Here is a 14,344-nt window from a genome sequence, read left to right as displayed (position 1 = left end):
TCTCACCAGGTAAAAACAGTTGGGTAGCGGTCTCGTGGGGTTGGTGTTTTGTATTACAGACAGGGCGGCGTTTCGGGCGTCCGGGGCGGCGGGGGCGGCGGGGGTGCCGGTTGGCCGGAGCCGTGCGGAAGGACGGGGATCCCGCCGTACCCGGCCGCAGGGGCGTCATCCCGGGGCGCGACCTCCCCGGCCGGGAGCTCCGCCACGATCCGCCGCACCCGGCCGGCCGGCGGGGAGCGGGTGAACAGGGCCGGGCCCGTGGGCACCGCCGAGGACTCCCGGGCCCCGCGCGCCGTTCAGCGCCGCCGCAGCGGCGCGGCACCGGGCCGCGTCACGCCGCGGACGTCCCGGACCCCCGCACGCCGCCGACCGTCGCGGCACCGCCGCGGACGTCCCCGACTCCCGCACGCCGCACGCCGCACGCCGCCGACCGTCGCGGCATCGCCGCGGACTCCCCGGACCCCCGCACGCCGCCCGGTGCCGGCCGTCGCGGCACCGCCGCGGGCGTGCCGGACGCCCGTCCCGGACGCGTCACGCCGCGGGGACCAGCGGGCGGCCGCGTACCTCACGGGCCCGGGCCAGGGCCCCCGGGGTGAGGACCGCCCGGGGCACCTCGACCCCGCAGTCCCCGCACACCGGTCCGTACCAGGTCCCGTCGCCGGAGCCGCCGGCCCACGCGATCCGCGCCCCCGCGCAGACCGGGCACGCCTCGCCCGGGCCGTCCTCCAGCGCCGTGACCAGGCGCCGTACCACCTCGGGCAGGGGATCCGTCGGGTGGACGGCGGGATCGCCGCACCGCACCACCCCGTTGCCGCCCCACACGTCCCGGTGCCAGTCGTCCAGCGCCCCCAGGGCGCGCAGCCCGCCGTGCTTCTCGCGGCGGCGCCGGGCGGCGAACTCCTCCTCGTACGCCAGCCAGACCGTCCGCGCCTCCTCCAGTTCCTCCAGGGCGGCCACCAGCCGCGCCGGATCGAGCTCCCGGTCGTCGGGTCCGAACCCGTGCCTCCGGCACAGGTGGTCCCAGGTCGCCCGGTGCCCGTAGGGGGCGAACCGCTCCAGGCACTTGCGCAGCGAATACCTGCGCAACGCCGTGTCGCACCCCTGATCGCGCACCTGTCTCGCGAGACTCCGGAAACCGGCCATCGCTCGCCACCTCCGTCGCTGGTCCTTCGCGCATCCGCGGTACCAGAGGGACGAACGACGGAGCCGCCGTGTTCCGCCCGGAGGCGGAACACCCCGCTCGTTGGCGGGAACTCGCCACCGGCGCGGCGCCTACCGGCGGCCGATCCGGGCCGCCGAGACCACCACCCCGGCCAGCTCCGGCCGCCGGATGTCACTGTGCGAGCGGACCGCGTCCGCCACGTCCACGCTCACACAGCCCGAGGCCGGAACCCCGTCCCGCAGCACCGTCGCCAGCGTCCGCCGCGCCGCTCCCGGCACGCCCTGGACGCCGTCCCAGCCGATCGCCCCCCACCGCGGATCACGGGCCACGAGCCGCCCCAGCGGCTCCGTCAGCGAGGCCGAGTCCCGGGCGGCGCGGGAGGCCAGCGGGTAGACGACGCCGAGCGCGGTGTCGTGCCGCGAGTGACAGGCCACCACCGGCCCCCGCACCCGCAGCTGCATGTCCTTCAGCGCCCCCGACCGCCCCGGGTCGTGCGGGAGCCGGGCCGCGAACGCGTAGTGCGAGAAGGCGCCCTGGAGCAGCGTCATCGAACGGACCGGCCGCAGCGCCCCGGGCAGCCCGCGCAGCGCGTACGTCACGAGCCGCGCGCCCATGCTGTGCCCCACCAGGTGCACCCGCAGCCCCGGCGCGGCCCGCGCCACCTCGGCCAGCAGCGGCCCGAGCCCCCGCTCGCCCACGTGCCCCGCCCGCTTCTTCATCACGTAGTACGTGGCCTGCCGCAGCGCCTCGCGGCCGCCCTTCCACAGCCGCCCGAGCCCGTCGCCGAGCACCGCCCGCGGAGCGGCGCCCTCCAGCGCCCCGGTGAACACGGCACAGGTCTCCACCGGATCCGCCAGCAGGAAGTCCGGTACCGCGGCGTCCGGGACGAGGCCCTCCCCGCCCACGTCCGCCAGCTCCCGCAGCAGCGCCCCGAACTCCGCGAACGCCGCCTCCTCGGCCGGCGCCAGCGCCACCAGTTCGGTGAGGCGGACGATCGCCCGCTCCTTCTCCGGCAGCGTCGTCACCAGCGCCCTGAAGTCCGGCACCGGCTCGTCCGTGAACATCATCGACGGCCAGACCACGCCCGCGTACCCCGCCTCCACCCCCGGGGCCAGCAGCCCCGGGAACGGCGCGAAGAAGTCGGAGTACAGCAGGGTCGCGCCGGACGGAGAGTTGTTCCAGCCGTGCGCGAACACCACCAGATCCGTCACCCCCCGCCGCGCCAGCGCCACCAGCTCGGCACCTTGACCGGCCGGACCGTCCCCGTCCTTGTCGAAGACGATCTCCCGGTACGGATCCACACTCATTCCGCTCACGGCCCGCCCGTCCCTCCCCGTCGAGGAAGCGCCCAGGGGTCCGCGTCCCGCAACCCCTGGGCAGCATGCCCGGATCCGGCCACCGTCAGACCTCCGGCGGCGGCCGGACCCGGACTCAGCGCAGCCGCGCCGCCGTGACCACCGGGAAGTGGATCAGCCCGTCGTACGCGGCGGAGAGCCGCACCGACGGCGTCGTCCCCGGCCAGGGGTAGGCGGTCCCGATGTGCCGCACCTCCCGGGGCTCCGCGAGCCAGGCCCGGGCCGCCGGGCCGGTCCGCCGCAGATCCAGCAGGAAGGGGGCGGGCCGGACCCGGTCCAGGGTGTGCGCGGCGCTGCCGGGTCCCCGCGGGCCCACGGTGAACACCCGCAGCGGTTCCCCGGGGGCCTCGGTGTCGTGCGCGTTGAAGGAGCCCCGCCCGAAGGAGGCGCCGATCGCCACGTACCCCCGGCCGAGCAGGTCCCGCAGGAACGCCCCCTGCGTCCGCGGGTACTGGTCGGGCTTCATCGTCTCGTACGCCAGGTGCCCGTTGTGCGCCGAGAGCACCATCCGGTCGCCGGTGTGCCGCTGCCACCACGCGGTGTTCTCGGCCATGATCCGGTCCCGGTAGAGCATGGCCGCCGCGACCCCTTCGGGGGTGTCGGCGTCGTGGGCGTACTCCGTGCCGACCTGGGCGACGGCCCGGGCGTGCTGCACCGCCCAGAGGTGCGCCTCGCGGGCTTCCGCACCCCTGCCCGGCGGCTGCTCCTCCAGGAGGCTCAGGGCCCTGCCCACGTCCGCGGCCATCGCGCGCCGCTCGGCGAGCGGCCTGGCCAGGTACCCCTTCATCCAGCTCTCGACCTCGCCGGTGGGCCGGGATTCCCGGTAGAGCCCCCGGAAGCGGGGGAGGAGATCCGGGTGGTGCGCGGCCACGTGGGCGGTGACGGTGTCGAAGAGGTTGGGTCCCGCGTACCCGAGGTCGTTGCCCATGAAGCGGACCGGGCGGTCCGGGTTCGCCTGGTTGTGGCGGCGCATCCAGCGGAAGAGGTCGAGGTACTCCCCGGTGTTCCAGAGCCGGTACGACTCCTGGAACTCGTCCCGCATGATCCGCTCGATGTCGCCCTCGCCGGTCGTCACCCACCGGTCGATCAGGAGCCCCGTGGACCAGTTGGCCTCCAGCGCGAAGGTGGTGAACCCCTTCTCCTCCACGAGGTGCTCGAAGATCCGGTGTTTCGCCGTGAAGAACTCGGCCGAGCTGTGGGTGGCCTCGCCGATGCCGACGACCCGGGCCGGTCCGATCAGCCGGTCGAGGGCCCGCGGGTCGTCCAGGAGCGCGGCGGAGCGGGCGAGTTCACGGACGGGGCCGGACCCCGGCGCCGGAGGAGCGGACGCGGCGGCGCCGGGGGTGACGGAGGCGAGGCAGGCGGCCGCCAGGAGCCCGGCGAGGGGCAGTCGACGGAGTAAGGAGGGCTTCATGGCGCCATCGTGTCCGCCGCCGCGTCCGCCGCGACATCCCGGTCGCCCCCGTTCCGACTGGGGGGACAACCCCCGTCACCGGTACAGCAGATGCTCCCGCCGCACCGCCCGGAAGGCCGCCAGGTCCGCGGACCAGGCCCCCACGACCTCGTCGGTCCCGGCGCCGGCGTCGACGAGCGTACGGACGCGGGTGGAGCCGGTGAGCTTGTCGATCCAGTGGTCGGGGCGCCAGGCGAATCCGGACCAGGAGGCGCGGGCGGTGACCAGGAGGGCGATGCCGGTGCGGACGGGGTCGAAGGACACGCGGTCGTGCACGTGGAGCTGGACCCCGCCCACCGTGCGGCCCTGGAACTTGGAGAAGGTCGGGGCGAAGTACGCCTCGCGGAAGCGGACCCCGGGCAGGTCCAGGGCGTTCGCGGCCTCGGCCCAGCGCCGGTCGACGCCCTCCGCGCCGAGGAGCTCGAAGGGGCGGGTGGTGCCCCGGCCCTCGGACAGGTTGGTGCCCTCGAAGAGGCAGGTCCCGGAGTAGACGAGCGCGGTCTCCGGGGTCGGCATGTTCGGGCTCGGCGGCACCCACGGGAGCCCCGTGGCGTCGAAGAAGTCCGACCGCCGCCAGCCCGACATCCGGACCGTCTCCAGCTCCACCGGCCGGGCCAGGAACTCGGCGTTGAAGAGGAGGGCCAGCTCCGCCACCGTCATGCCGTGCGCCTGCGCGATCGGCTCCCTCCCGACGAAGGTGGCGAAGGCCCGGTCCAGGACGGGGCCGAGGGCCGCCCGGCCGCTCACCGGGTTCGGCCGGTCCAGGACCACGAGCCGCTTCCCGGCCAGCTCGGCCGCCACCATGCAGTCGTAGAGCGTCCAGATGTACGTGTAGAAGCGGGCGCCCGCGTCCTGGATGTCGAAGACGACGGTGTCGACGCCGGAGGCCGTGAAGACGTCCGCCAGCGCCTGCCCGCTCTTCAGGTACGTGTCGTAGACCGGCAGCCCGGTCGCCGGGTCGTCGTACCGGCCCTCCGAACCGCCCGCCTGCGCGGTGCCGCGGAAGCCGTGCTCGGGGCCGAAGACGGCCACCAGGTCCACCCGTTCGTCGGCGTGCATCAGGTCCACCAGGTGCCGGGCGTCCGGGGTGATCCCGGTCGGGTTGGTGACGACGCCGACCCGCTCCCCGGACAGGAGGGCGTACCCGTCCGCCGCCAGCCGCTCGAAACCGGTCCGTACGCGCGCGTGCCCCCGCCCGGGGTCGGCCGCGGCGGGGGAGGCCGCCGCGGTCAGCGCCCCTCCGGCGGTCAGGGCCCCTCCGGCCGCCAGCAGATCCCGGCGCGACAGCTTCAACCGCCTCATGCGTGACATGGGCACGCAGGCTAGCGCTCCCGACGCCCCGGGGGAACGAGGCGTGCGGACCCGGCGAGCCGCCCTTCCGGGTCTTCCACCCTCCATACCGACCGGTTAGTCTGCCCGGTGTCACCGGAACGTGAGCCGAACCACCTGGAGGGGTCCATGAACGCGGACACGCACGAGGTCCGGGGCGCCGCCGTCGTCGTCACCGGAGCGGGCGGCGGCATCGGCGCCGCCCTCGCCCGGCGCTTCGCCGCCGAGGGCGCCCGCGTCGTCGTCAACGACCTCGACGCCGTCCGCGCCAAGGCCGTCGCCGAGGAGATCGGCGCCCTCGCCGTGCCCGGCGACGCCTCCGCGATCGTCGACGAGGCCCGCGACGCCCTCGGCGGCACCGTCGACGTCTGGTGCGCCAACGCCGGACTCGCCTCCGCGGGCGACGCCCTCGCCGACGAGGCCGTCTGGGCCGCCGCCTGGGACGTCAACGTCATGGCCCACGTCCGCGCCGCCCGCGCCCTGCTCCCCGACTGGCTGGAGCGCGGCACCGGCCGCTTCGTCTCCACCGTCTCCGCCGCCGGCCTGCTCACCATGATCGGCGCGGCCCCCTACAGCGTCTCCAAGCACGGCGCCTACGCCTTCGCCGAGTGGCTCTCCCTCACCTACCGCCACCGCGGCCTGAAGGTCCACGCCATCTGCCCGCAGGGCGTCCGCACCGACATGCTCGCCGCCACCGGCTCGGCCGGCGACCTCGTCCTGGTCCCGACCGCCGTCGAGCCCGAGGCCGTCGCCGACGCCCTCCTCGACGCCATCGCCGCCGACCGCTTCCTCGTCCTCCCGCACCCGGAGGTCGCCGACTACTACCGCCACCGCGCGGACGACCCCGAGCGGTGGATCGGCGGCATGAACAAGCTCCAGCGGCACTGGGAGGCGGGCGCGCGGTAGCGCACCCGGCGACGGATGGGAAGATCTACCGACGACAGACCCCGGACGTCAGGGACGGGGCGGCGGACCGGAAGGCGGCGGAGCATGGCCAGGACGACGGACGGGGACGGCTCTCCCGTCCCCCAGAGGCTCCTCGCCGCCGCCACCCGGCTCTTCGCGGAGCAGGGCTACGACCGCACCTCCGTGCAGGAGATCGTCGAGGCGGCGGGCGTCACCAAGGGTGCGCTCTACCACTACTTCGGCTCCAAGGAGGACCTCCTCCAGGAGGTGTACGCGCGCGTGCTCCGGCTCCAGCAGGAGCGGCTCGACGACTTCGCGGACTCCGACGCGCCCGTCGGGGAACGGCTGCGCGCCGCCGCCGCCGACGTCGTCGTCACCACGATCGAGAACCTCGACGACGCCTCGATCTTCTTCCGCTCCATGCACCACCTGAGCCCGGAGAAGAACAAGCAGGTCCGCTCGGAGCGCCGCCGCTACCACGAGCGCTTCCGCGCCCTGATCGAGGAAGGCCAGCGGGCGGGCGTCTTCTCCTCCGCCACGCCCGCCGACCTCGTCGTGGACTACCACTTCGGCTCCGTGCACCACCTGTCCACGTGGTACCGCCCGGACGGCCCGCTGACCCCGCAGCAGGTCGCCGACCACCTGGCCGACCTCCTGCTGCGGGCCCTGCGTCCGTGAGCCGTCAGAGGTAGCGCTTCAGCTCGCGGCGGGCCAGCGACCGCTGGTGCACCTCGTCGGGTCCGTCCGCGAGCCGCAGGGTCCGCGCCGCCGCCCAGAGTTCGGCGAGCGGGAAGTCCTGCGAGACGCCGCCGGCGCCGTGCGCCTGCACCGCCTTGTCGATGATGTCCACCACCGCGCGCGGGGTGGCGATCTTGATGGCCTGGATCTCGGTGTGGGCGCCCTTGTTGCCGACCGTGTCCATCAGCCAGGCCGTCTTGAGGACGAGCAGGCGCAGCTGCTCGATCGTCACCCGCGCGTCCGCGATCCAGTTCTGCACCACGCCCTGCTGGGCGAGGGTCTTGCCGAAGGCCGTGCGGGAGACGGCCCGCCGGCACATCAGCTCCACGGCCCGCTCGGCCATGCCGATCAGCCGCATGCAGTGGTGGATGCGGCCGGGGCCCAGCCGGGCCTGCGCGATGGCGAAGCCGCCGCCCTCCTCGCCGATCAGGTTCGCGGCCGGGACCCGCACCCCGTCGAAGACCACCTCGGCGTGGCCGCCGTGGTAGTGGTCCTCGTAGCCGTACACCCGCATCGCCCGGCGCACCTCGACGCCCGGGGTGTCGCGCGGGACGAGGATCATCGACTGCTGGCGGCGGAGGTCCGACCCGTCCGGGTCGGTCTTGCCCATGACGATGAAGACCTTGCAGTCGGGGTTCATCGCCCCGGAGATGTACCACTTGCGCCCGTCGACGACGTACCCGTCGCCGTCCCGCCGGATCCGCGTCTCGATGTTGGTCGCGTCGGAGGAGGCCACCTCGGGCTCGGTCATCGCGAAGGCGGACCGGATGTCGCCCGCGAGCAGCGGCTCCAGCCACTGCTTCTTCTGGGCCTCGTCGGCGAACTGGGCGAGCAGCTCCATGTTCCCGGTGTCCGGGGCCGCGCAGTTGAGGGCGGTCGGGGCGAGCTGCGGGCTGCGGCCGGTGATCTCGGCGAGCGGCGCGTACTGGAGGTTGGTCAGCCCGGCCCCGTACTCCGCGTCGGGCAGGAAGAGGTTCCACAGCCCCTGCCGCTTGGCCTCGGCCTTCAGCTCCGCCACCACCGGCGGCTCGTCCCACGGGGAGGCGAGCGCGGCCCGCTGCTCCTCGGCGACGGCCTCGGCCGGGTACACGTGCTCGTCCATGAAGGCGAGGAGCCGGGCGCGCAGCTCCTCGGTGCGGGCGTCGTAGGAGAAGTCCATGGCGGTTCAGCCCTCCTGAAGGGTGGTCAGGCCGTGCTCGATGAAGACGGGGACGAGGTCGCCGATGCGGTCGAAGCCGGCGCCGACGGTCTGCCCGAGGGTGTAGCGGTAGTGGATGCCCTCCAGGATCACGGCGAGCTTGAACCAGGCGAAGGCCGTGTACCAGGAGAGGGCGGAGACGTCCCGGCCGGAGCGGGCGGCGTACCGCTCGACCAGCTCGGCGGCGGACGGGTGGCCGACGGCCGTCGCGGTGGTCGAGATCGGCGAACCGGGCAGGTCCAGCGGGGTGCTGTACATGACGAGGAGGCCCAGGTCGGTCAGCGGGTCGCCGAGCGTCGACATCTCCCAGTCGAGGACGGCCTCGATCCGGTCGCCGGCGCCGACCAGCGCGTTGTCGAGCCGGTAGTCGCCGTGCACCACCGTCGGCGCGGGGGAGTCGGGCAGCGCGCGGCCGAGGGCGGCGTGCAGCTCCTCGATCCCGGGCAGGTCGCGCCCCCGGGAGGCGGCGAGCTGCTTGCCCCAGCGGCGCAGCTGCCGGTCGAGGAAGCCCTCGGGACGCCCGAAGTCGCCGAGCCCGACGGCCTCGGGCTCCACCGCGTGCAGGTCGACGAGCGTGTCGACCAGGCCGAGGACGGCGGCGCGGGTGCGCTCCGGGCCCAGCGGCGCGAGCTGGGAGGCGGAGCGGTACGGGGTCCCCTCGACGAACTCCATCACGTAGAAGGGCGCGCCGAGCACCTCCTCGTCCTCGCAGAGCAGCACCGTGCCGGGCACCGGCACCGCGGTCCCGGCGAGGGCGCTGATGACCCGGTGCTCCCGCTTCATGTCGTGCGCGGTGGCGAGCACGTGCCCGAGCGGCGGGCGGCGCACCACCCAGCGGCCGGTGCCGTCGGTGACGACGTACGTGAGGTTGGAACGGCCGCCCTCGATCAGCCGGGCTTCGAGGGGCCCGGCGACCAGTCCCGGCCGCTCGCGGTCCAGGTGACGGCGCAGGCGCTCGGGGTCGAGGCCGGGCGGTGGGGCGGTGTGGCTCATCGGGCGTACCTCCGGTCGGTCGGTCGGCGTTCATGATGACCGACCAGTCGGTATGTCGTCCAGAGGGCTCCCCGAAACACCGGGGGGACCCGAGCTCCACCCCGGGTCCCCCACCGTCCGCCTCCCGCGCCCGGGCGTCCCCGCGCGGGACACGAGCACGGAGCCGCACCGGCCCACGCGCGCGCGGGGGCCGGTGCGCGGCGGTCCGCCTCACGCGGGGCCGGTGCGCGGCGGTGAGCCTCACCCGGGGGCCGGTGCGGCGGTCCGCCTCACGCGTGGCAGGCCACCGGCACGCCGCCGTTCATCACCGCCATGTCGCCGAAGACCGTCACCGGGTCGAGCGGGTGCCCCTCCGGGAGCCCGTCCAGCTCCGCGTACGCCCGGTGCAGGTTCGCCACCAGCCGCTCGCTCTCCCGCCACGCGGCGAACTCGCCCGGCTCCGCGCGGCGGGCGGTCTCCAGCGGCGGGTCCCCCTTCGCGTGGCCCTCGGCGGCCAGCTCCGCCACCCACCGCAGATACCGCTCGGTGGCGTCGTACGCGCCCGGGTCCGTCACCGGCCCGTGCCCCGGCACCACCCGCTCCGCGTCCAGCGACCTCAGCAGGCCGAGCGCGCGCAGCGATCCGGCCAGCGAACCCATCGGCAGGAACGGCGTGCCGCCCTGGAAGACCAGGTCCCCGGTGAAGACCACGCCCTGCTCCGGCAGGTGCACGATCGAGTCGCCGGTGGTGTGCGCGGGGCCCGGGTGCAGCAGCCGCACCTCGATGCCGCCCGCGTACACCGTCATCCGGTCGTGGTACGTCACGTCGGGCGGGGTGATCTCGACCCGGCCGAAGTCGGTCTGCGGCCACAGCAGGTGCAGCTGGTGCCCGGCGCCCAGCTGCTCGGAGCGGCAGTTCTCGTGCCCGACGATCCGCGCCTCGGGCCGGAACACCCCGTTGCCGTAGGTGTGGTCGCCGTGGTGATGGGTGTTCACGACCGTGCGCGGCAGCGGCAGTCCGGCGGCGAGCACCGCCTCGCGCAGCAGCAGGGCGCGCCGCTCGGTGGCGGTGGTGTCGACGAGCAGCGACTCGCCCGCGTCGCCGAGGAACCCGGCGTTGTTCAGACACCAGCCTCCGTCGGGCTGGACGTAGGCGTGGACGTGCGGCGCGAGCGTGACCACGTACGGATCGGTGGCAGGCACAGGGCTCCCCCGGGAAGAAGATCGACGAGACAGGGGAAGCCTCCCACCGGCGGGCCCGCCCGGGGGCCGGTTCCGGAGACCGGAGGCGCCCCGCCGCCCCGCCTGCCCCGTCCGGCTTGCGAGGTGCCCCGCCCCCACCGAGGGTCGGATCCATGAAGGCGATCAGCTACCGCCGGTACGGCGGCCCCGAGGTCCTGGAGTACGGCGAGCTGCCCGACCCGAAGGTGGGGCCCGACGAGGTCCTCGTCGAGGTCCGCGCTGCGGCGGTCAACCCGGTCGACTGGAAGGCGCAGGCCGGCTACCTCGACGGCATGATCGACGCCGTCTTCCCGGTCGTCCCCGGCTGGGACGTCTCCGGCGTCGTCGTCCGGCCAGGCGTCTCGGTCACCGAGTGGGCGGCGGGCGACGAGGTCATGGGGTACGTCCGGGAGGACGTCCTCTCGCACGGCACCTTCGCGGAGTACGTCGCCGCCCCCGTCCGCACCCTCGGCCGCAAACCCCGCACCTGCTCCTTCGAGGAGGCCGCAGGGCTCCCCCTGGCCGGGCTCACCGCCTACCAGGCCCTGCACACCGCGCTCTCGGTACGGGCGGGGGAGACGGTCCTGGTGCTCGCGGCGGCCGGCGGGGTCGGCTCCATGGCCGTGCAGATCGCCCGCCACCTCGGCTGCCGGGTCCTCGGCGCCGCCCGCGAGTCCGGCCGGGCACGGGTGACGGAACTGGGCGCCGAGCCGGTCCTCTTCGACGAGGAGACCTTCACCCGCCAGGTCCGCGCGCTCGCCCCGGACGGCGTGGACGCCGTCCTCGACACCCTCGGCGGCCCCTTCCTCCAGCACGCGGCGAAGCTGCTGGCCCCCGGCGGCCGGCTCGCCTCCATCGCCGACGGCGAGGTCCTGGCGCTCGGCGGCCGCTACTACTGGGTCCGCCCGGACGCCGCCGACCTGGACGCCCTCGCCGGTCTTGTCGACGAGGGCGTCCTGGACGTCCGGGTGGCGAAGACCTTCCCGCTGGAGCGCGCGGCCGACGCGCAGCGCGCCAACGCGGAGGGCGGGCTGCGGGGCAAGGTCGTGGTCACGGTCCCGTAGCCGGGGCGGCGGCCCGACGGGGTGCGGGATCCGACCTCCGAAAACCAACCTCCGGAATCGAACCTCCGGTATCCAGCCTCCCGGATACGAAATCTCGGATCCAGGAGGCTGGATCCGAGATCCCGGATCACCAGATCAGCGCCGCCCCGCACACCGCCAGGGCGACCGTGCACCCGGTCGCCAGCAGCGCGCCCCGGATCGACAGGACCCGGGGCCGTGCGGTGTCCAGGGAGCGGATGCGCCGGTGGGCGACGGCCAGGAAGCCGATCCACAGGAGCGCGGAGAGGGCGAGCCCGGTGAGTCCCGCCGCCGTCGCGCCGTCGACGAGGGCCAGCTTGACGCCGAGGACCGCCACGACCGTGCACGACAGCGTCGTCCGCCGCCAGGCCAGCCGGGTCCGCTCCGGCTGGAGCCCGGGATCGCGGGCCTCGTCCCCGGGCGCCGGACCGGCCACTAGCCGGCCCGGCCGAAGACCACGAGCACCACCATCGCGACCGCCACCACCGCCACGGTGAGGCTCAGGACGGCGGGGAAGCGGGAGACCGGCAGGTCCTCGCCCCGGCGCATGGCCCGCTCGCAGCGGATCCAGTGGTTCACCGCGCGCAGCGCGCACAGCACGCCGGCGGCGAGCAGAGCGAGCGCCAGTCCGACCCGGACCGCCCACCGCAGGTCCGGCAGGAACTGGTCGACGGCGAAGCCGCCGCCGATGAGCGCGAGCGCGGTCCGGAGCCAGGCGAGGAAGGTCCGCTCGTTGGCGAGCGAGAAGCGGTAGTCGGGGGTCTCGCCCTCGTCCCGGATCCGCTGCGGCGCGAACCACAGCCGCAGACTCTGCACGAATTGCCTCACCCCGGCACCCTAACGGCCCACCGTCACCAGCTCCGGTCCGCCACCAGCCGCTCGTACGCGGCGAGCCCGTCCGGCACCCACTCCCAGGCCCCGGCCGCGCCCGGCAGCCGTTCCCGCAGCTCGTCCTCGGTGAGGAAGGCGTGCCAGGCCACCTCCTCCGCCTGCGGCCGCACCGGCAGGTCGCAGCGGACCTCGTACACGGCCGACCACCACTTCCCGGCCACGCCCCCGGAGTCGTACAGGAACTTGTACAGGAAGTCGGGGCGGGGCAGCCCGGAGACGCCCAGCTCCTCCTCGGCCTCGCGCAGCGCCGCGTCGTCGTAGGACTCGCCGGCGCCGACGACCCCGCCGACGAACAGGTCGTACATCGACGGGAAGACCAGCTTCGTCGGCGTCCTGCGGTGGACGAAGACCCGTCCCCCGGCGTCCCGTACGCGGATGAAGGTGCAGCGGTGGATCAGGCCCCGCGCGTACACCTCGCCGCGCGGGGCCCGCCCGATCACCCGGTCCTGCTCGTCGACGACGTCCAGTACTTCATCGGAAGCGCTCATGCGCCCATCCAAGCACCGGCCGGGCCGGGTGATCCGCGGTGGGCCTCACTGCCCCATGACGTACTTGACCGTCGGGCCGGTGGTCCAGCCGCCGTCCACGGCGAGCTCGGCGCCCGTCACGTACGAGGCAGCGTCCGAGAGCAGGAAGACGACGGCGCCGGCGATCTCGTCGGCCTCGCCGACCCGGCCCATCGGCGTGTTCGGGTACATGCCCTCGCCGCGCTGGATGCCGACCGAGGCGGTCATCGGGGTGTAGGTCATGCCCGGGTGGACGGAGTTGACGCGGATCCTCGACGTGCCGAGCTCCACCGCACCGATCTTGGTGAGGCCGCGCACGCCCCACTTGGAGGCGCCGTATCCGGCGGTCAGCGCGAGCCCCATCAGGCCGGCCGCGGAGGAGATGTTGACGATGGAGCCGCCGCCGGCCTCCCGCATCGCCGGTATCGCGGCCTTCATGCCGATGAAGACGCCGGTGAGGTTGATGTCGAGGACCTTGCGGAAGTGCTCGACGCTCTCGGTCTCCAGCAGGGCGCCGGTGGAGATGCCGGCGTTGTTCACCAGGCCGTGAAGGCCGCCGAACTCGGCGACGGCGTACGCGACGGCGGCCGCCCACTCCTCCTCGGAGGTGACGTCGTGGTGGAAGAAGCGGGCGCGCTCGCCGAGGCTCGCGGCGGTCGCCGCGCCGTCCTCGTCGAGGACGTCGGTGACGACCACGTTCGCCCCGGCGGCGACGGCCTGGCGGGCCGCCTCGGCGCCCAGGCCGCGGGCGCCGCCGGTGATGAGGACGGTCTTGCCGGAGAGGTCGTTCATGGGGGGTCCTTTCGGGGTGGTGCTTCGCATCAGGTCCTCCGGGGCTGTGCGGCCCGGAGAAGCGCGGTGGTGGTCTCGGCGAGGTCGGCGAGGAAGAGGGGCTCGTCGGTGAGCGGCTCCGTCCCGTCGAGGTACTGCCGGGCCCGGTCGGCGAGCGCCGCGCCGACGACCGTGAGGGCCAGGTCCAGGCGCTCCAGGAGCAGCGGCTCGGGCAGCCCGTCGGCGGCGAGCCGCCCGGCGATCCGCTCGATCAGCGTCCAGTAGGAGGTGCCGGCGAGGGTGGGGTGCGGGGTGCGGGCGCGGACGCCGCTCTCGTGGCTGAGCTGTGCGGAGACCCGCAGGCAGCGGCAGCCGCGCTCGGTGCGCAGCTCGCCGGCCTCGGCCGTGACGAGGGCGGTGATCAGCCCGTGGACGCCGGCCTCCTCGTCGTACGGGAGGGAGGCCAGCACCTGCTCGGTGCGGGCCAGCCGGCCGGCCATGACCGCGTCCAGGAGTCCGGCGCGGGAGCCGAAGTGGTACTGGACGGCGGAGGGGTTGGCCTGCCCGGCGAGCCGGGTGATGTCCCGCAGCTGCGCGCCGTCGACGCCCTGGGCGGCGAAGAGTTCCTCCGCCGCGCGGATCAGCTTCTCCCGGGTCTCGGGTCCTGACGTCCTTGCCATACGTTCATATTAATGCTCGGCATTAGAAAACGGGAGGGGGTCGTCCGGGCCCGAACGGTTGACTCGATACATTCGTGTATC

At 74.6% G+C, this 14,344-nt stretch carries 15 protein-coding genes; 3 read left to right on the top strand and 12 right to left on the bottom strand.

Features of this window, described 5'->3' with window-relative positions:
• Nucleotides 1-531: 531 nt before the first annotated feature.
• The 4 genes from ACFVU3_RS37340 to ACFVU3_RS37325 form a co-directional block, all read right to left on the bottom strand.
• Nucleotides 532-1,143, bottom strand: coding sequence for a hypothetical protein (locus ACFVU3_RS37340; protein WP_390073238.1), 612 nt, complete (start codon nt 1,141-1,143; stop codon nt 532-534).
• A gap of 129 nt (nt 1,144-1,272) precedes the next feature.
• Nucleotides 1,273-2,469, bottom strand: a complete 1,197-nt coding sequence (locus ACFVU3_RS37335) for a serine-threonine protein kinase (protein ID WP_390073241.1) — start codon at nt 2,467-2,469, stop codon at nt 1,273-1,275.
• Nucleotides 2,470-2,593: 124 nt separating this feature from the next.
• A complete protein-coding gene (locus ACFVU3_RS37330; RefSeq protein ID WP_390073237.1) occupies nt 2,594-3,931 on the bottom strand; it encodes an erythromycin esterase family protein in 1,338 nt (445 codons plus the stop codon).
• Between the two features lie 75 nt (nt 3,932-4,006).
• The gene (locus tag ACFVU3_RS37325) at nt 4,007-5,263 is read right to left on the bottom strand and encodes an exo-beta-N-acetylmuramidase NamZ domain-containing protein (protein WP_390073240.1); all 1,257 of its coding nucleotides are present in this window, start codon (nt 5,261-5,263) and stop codon (nt 4,007-4,009) included.
• Between the two features lie 165 nt (nt 5,264-5,428).
• On the opposite strand from ACFVU3_RS37325, the gene ACFVU3_RS37320 reads away from it, so the two are divergent.
• Complete coding sequence (locus tag ACFVU3_RS37320; RefSeq protein ID WP_390073236.1) at nt 5,429-6,205, top strand: SDR family oxidoreductase; 777 nt, start codon at nt 5,429-5,431, stop codon at nt 6,203-6,205.
• A gap of 84 nt (nt 6,206-6,289) precedes the next feature.
• A complete protein-coding gene (locus ACFVU3_RS37315; RefSeq protein ID WP_390073235.1) occupies nt 6,290-6,883 on the top strand; it encodes a TetR/AcrR family transcriptional regulator in 594 nt (197 codons plus the stop codon).
• A gap of 4 nt (nt 6,884-6,887) precedes the next feature.
• On the opposite strand, the gene ACFVU3_RS37310 is transcribed toward ACFVU3_RS37315, so the two are convergent.
• The 3 genes from ACFVU3_RS37310 to ACFVU3_RS37300 all read right to left on the bottom strand — a co-directional run bounded on the left by ACFVU3_RS37310 (nt 6,888) and on the right by ACFVU3_RS37300 (nt 10,315).
• Complete coding sequence (locus tag ACFVU3_RS37310; protein WP_390073234.1) at nt 6,888-8,102, bottom strand: acyl-CoA dehydrogenase family protein; 1,215 nt, start codon at nt 8,100-8,102, stop codon at nt 6,888-6,890.
• A 6-nt stretch (nt 8,103-8,108) separates the two neighbouring features.
• Nucleotides 8,109-9,134 carry a phosphotransferase family protein gene (locus ACFVU3_RS37305; protein ID WP_390073233.1) on the bottom strand — a complete coding sequence of 342 codons (1,026 nt, stop codon included), beginning with the start codon at nt 9,132-9,134 and terminating at the stop codon, nt 8,109-8,111.
• Nucleotides 9,135-9,403: 269 nt separating this feature from the next.
• Nucleotides 9,404-10,315 carry an MBL fold metallo-hydrolase gene (locus ACFVU3_RS37300; RefSeq protein ID WP_390073232.1) on the bottom strand — a complete coding sequence of 304 codons (912 nt, stop codon included), beginning with the start codon at nt 10,313-10,315 and terminating at the stop codon, nt 9,404-9,406.
• Nucleotides 10,316-10,467: 152 nt separating this feature from the next.
• On the opposite strand from ACFVU3_RS37300, the gene ACFVU3_RS37295 reads away from it, so the two are divergent.
• Complete coding sequence (locus ACFVU3_RS37295; protein WP_390073231.1) at nt 10,468-11,397, top strand: NADP-dependent oxidoreductase; 930 nt, start codon at nt 10,468-10,470, stop codon at nt 11,395-11,397.
• Nucleotides 11,398-11,524: 127 nt separating this feature from the next.
• On the opposite strand, the gene ACFVU3_RS37290 is transcribed toward ACFVU3_RS37295, so the two are convergent.
• The 5 genes from ACFVU3_RS37290 to ACFVU3_RS37270 are packed head-to-tail and all read right to left on the bottom strand — an operon-like array spanning nt 11,525 to nt 14,263.
• A complete protein-coding gene (locus tag ACFVU3_RS37290; RefSeq protein ID WP_390073230.1) occupies nt 11,525-11,851 on the bottom strand; it encodes a DUF202 domain-containing protein in 327 nt (108 codons plus the stop codon).
• Complete coding sequence (locus ACFVU3_RS37285) at nt 11,851-12,243, bottom strand: YidH family protein (protein WP_390073229.1); 393 nt, start codon at nt 12,241-12,243, stop codon at nt 11,851-11,853. Before ACFVU3_RS37285 ends, ACFVU3_RS37290 begins: the two co-directional genes overlap by 1 nt.
• Nucleotides 12,244-12,266: 23 nt before the next feature.
• Nucleotides 12,267-12,794, bottom strand: a complete 528-nt coding sequence (locus ACFVU3_RS37280) for an NUDIX hydrolase (protein ID WP_390073228.1) — start codon at nt 12,792-12,794, stop codon at nt 12,267-12,269.
• Between the two features lie 45 nt (nt 12,795-12,839).
• Nucleotides 12,840-13,604: a glucose 1-dehydrogenase gene (locus tag ACFVU3_RS37275; protein ID WP_390073227.1), complete on the bottom strand. Its 765-nt coding sequence runs from the start codon at nt 13,602-13,604 to the stop codon at nt 12,840-12,842.
• 29 nt (nt 13,605-13,633) lie between these two features.
• Nucleotides 13,634-14,263 (bottom strand): TetR/AcrR family transcriptional regulator, encoded by a 630-nt coding sequence (locus tag ACFVU3_RS37270; protein ID WP_390073226.1) that lies wholly within the window; start codon nt 14,261-14,263, stop codon nt 13,634-13,636.
• Nucleotides 14,264-14,344 lie beyond the last annotated feature (81 nt).

This window comes from Streptomyces sp. NPDC058052 (genome assembly GCF_042885515.1).
Lineage (GTDB): Bacteria > Actinomycetota > Actinomycetes > Streptomycetales > Streptomycetaceae > Streptomyces.
The sequence above is the reverse complement of the archived record's forward strand: the minus strand, read 5'-3'. Positions and strand labels throughout refer to the sequence as shown.

What these genes read in the sequence shown, in the direction of transcription:
- ACFVU3_RS37295 (WP_390073231.1), top strand. Translation starts at nt 10,468, where the DNA reads ATGAAGGCGATCAGCTACCGCCGGTACGGCGGCCCCGAGGTCCTGGAG.
- ACFVU3_RS37305 (WP_390073233.1), bottom strand. Translation starts at nt 9,134, where the DNA reads ATGAGCCACACCGCCCCACCGCCCGGCCTCGACCCCGAGCGCCTGCGC.
- ACFVU3_RS37335 (WP_390073241.1), bottom strand. Translation starts at nt 2,469, where the DNA reads ATGAGTGTGGATCCGTACCGGGAGATCGTCTTCGACAAGGACGGGGAC.
- ACFVU3_RS37320 (WP_390073236.1), top strand. Translation starts at nt 5,429, where the DNA reads ATGAACGCGGACACGCACGAGGTCCGGGGCGCCGCCGTCGTCGTCACC.
- ACFVU3_RS37310 (WP_390073234.1), bottom strand. Translation starts at nt 8,102, where the DNA reads ATGGACTTCTCCTACGACGCCCGCACCGAGGAGCTGCGCGCCCGGCTC.
- ACFVU3_RS37280 (WP_390073228.1), bottom strand. Translation starts at nt 12,794, where the DNA reads ATGAGCGCTTCCGATGAAGTACTGGACGTCGTCGACGAGCAGGACCGG.
- ACFVU3_RS37275 (WP_390073227.1), bottom strand. Translation starts at nt 13,604, where the DNA reads ATGAACGACCTCTCCGGCAAGACCGTCCTCATCACCGGCGGCGCCCGC.
- ACFVU3_RS37340 (WP_390073238.1), bottom strand. Translation starts at nt 1,143, where the DNA reads ATGGCCGGTTTCCGGAGTCTCGCGAGACAGGTGCGCGATCAGGGGTGC.
- ACFVU3_RS37270 (WP_390073226.1), bottom strand. Translation starts at nt 14,263, where the DNA reads ATGGCAAGGACGTCAGGACCCGAGACCCGGGAGAAGCTGATCCGCGCG.
- ACFVU3_RS37315 (WP_390073235.1), top strand. Translation starts at nt 6,290, where the DNA reads ATGGCCAGGACGACGGACGGGGACGGCTCTCCCGTCCCCCAGAGGCTC.
- ACFVU3_RS37330 (WP_390073237.1), bottom strand. Translation starts at nt 3,931, where the DNA reads ATGAAGCCCTCCTTACTCCGTCGACTGCCCCTCGCCGGGCTCCTGGCG.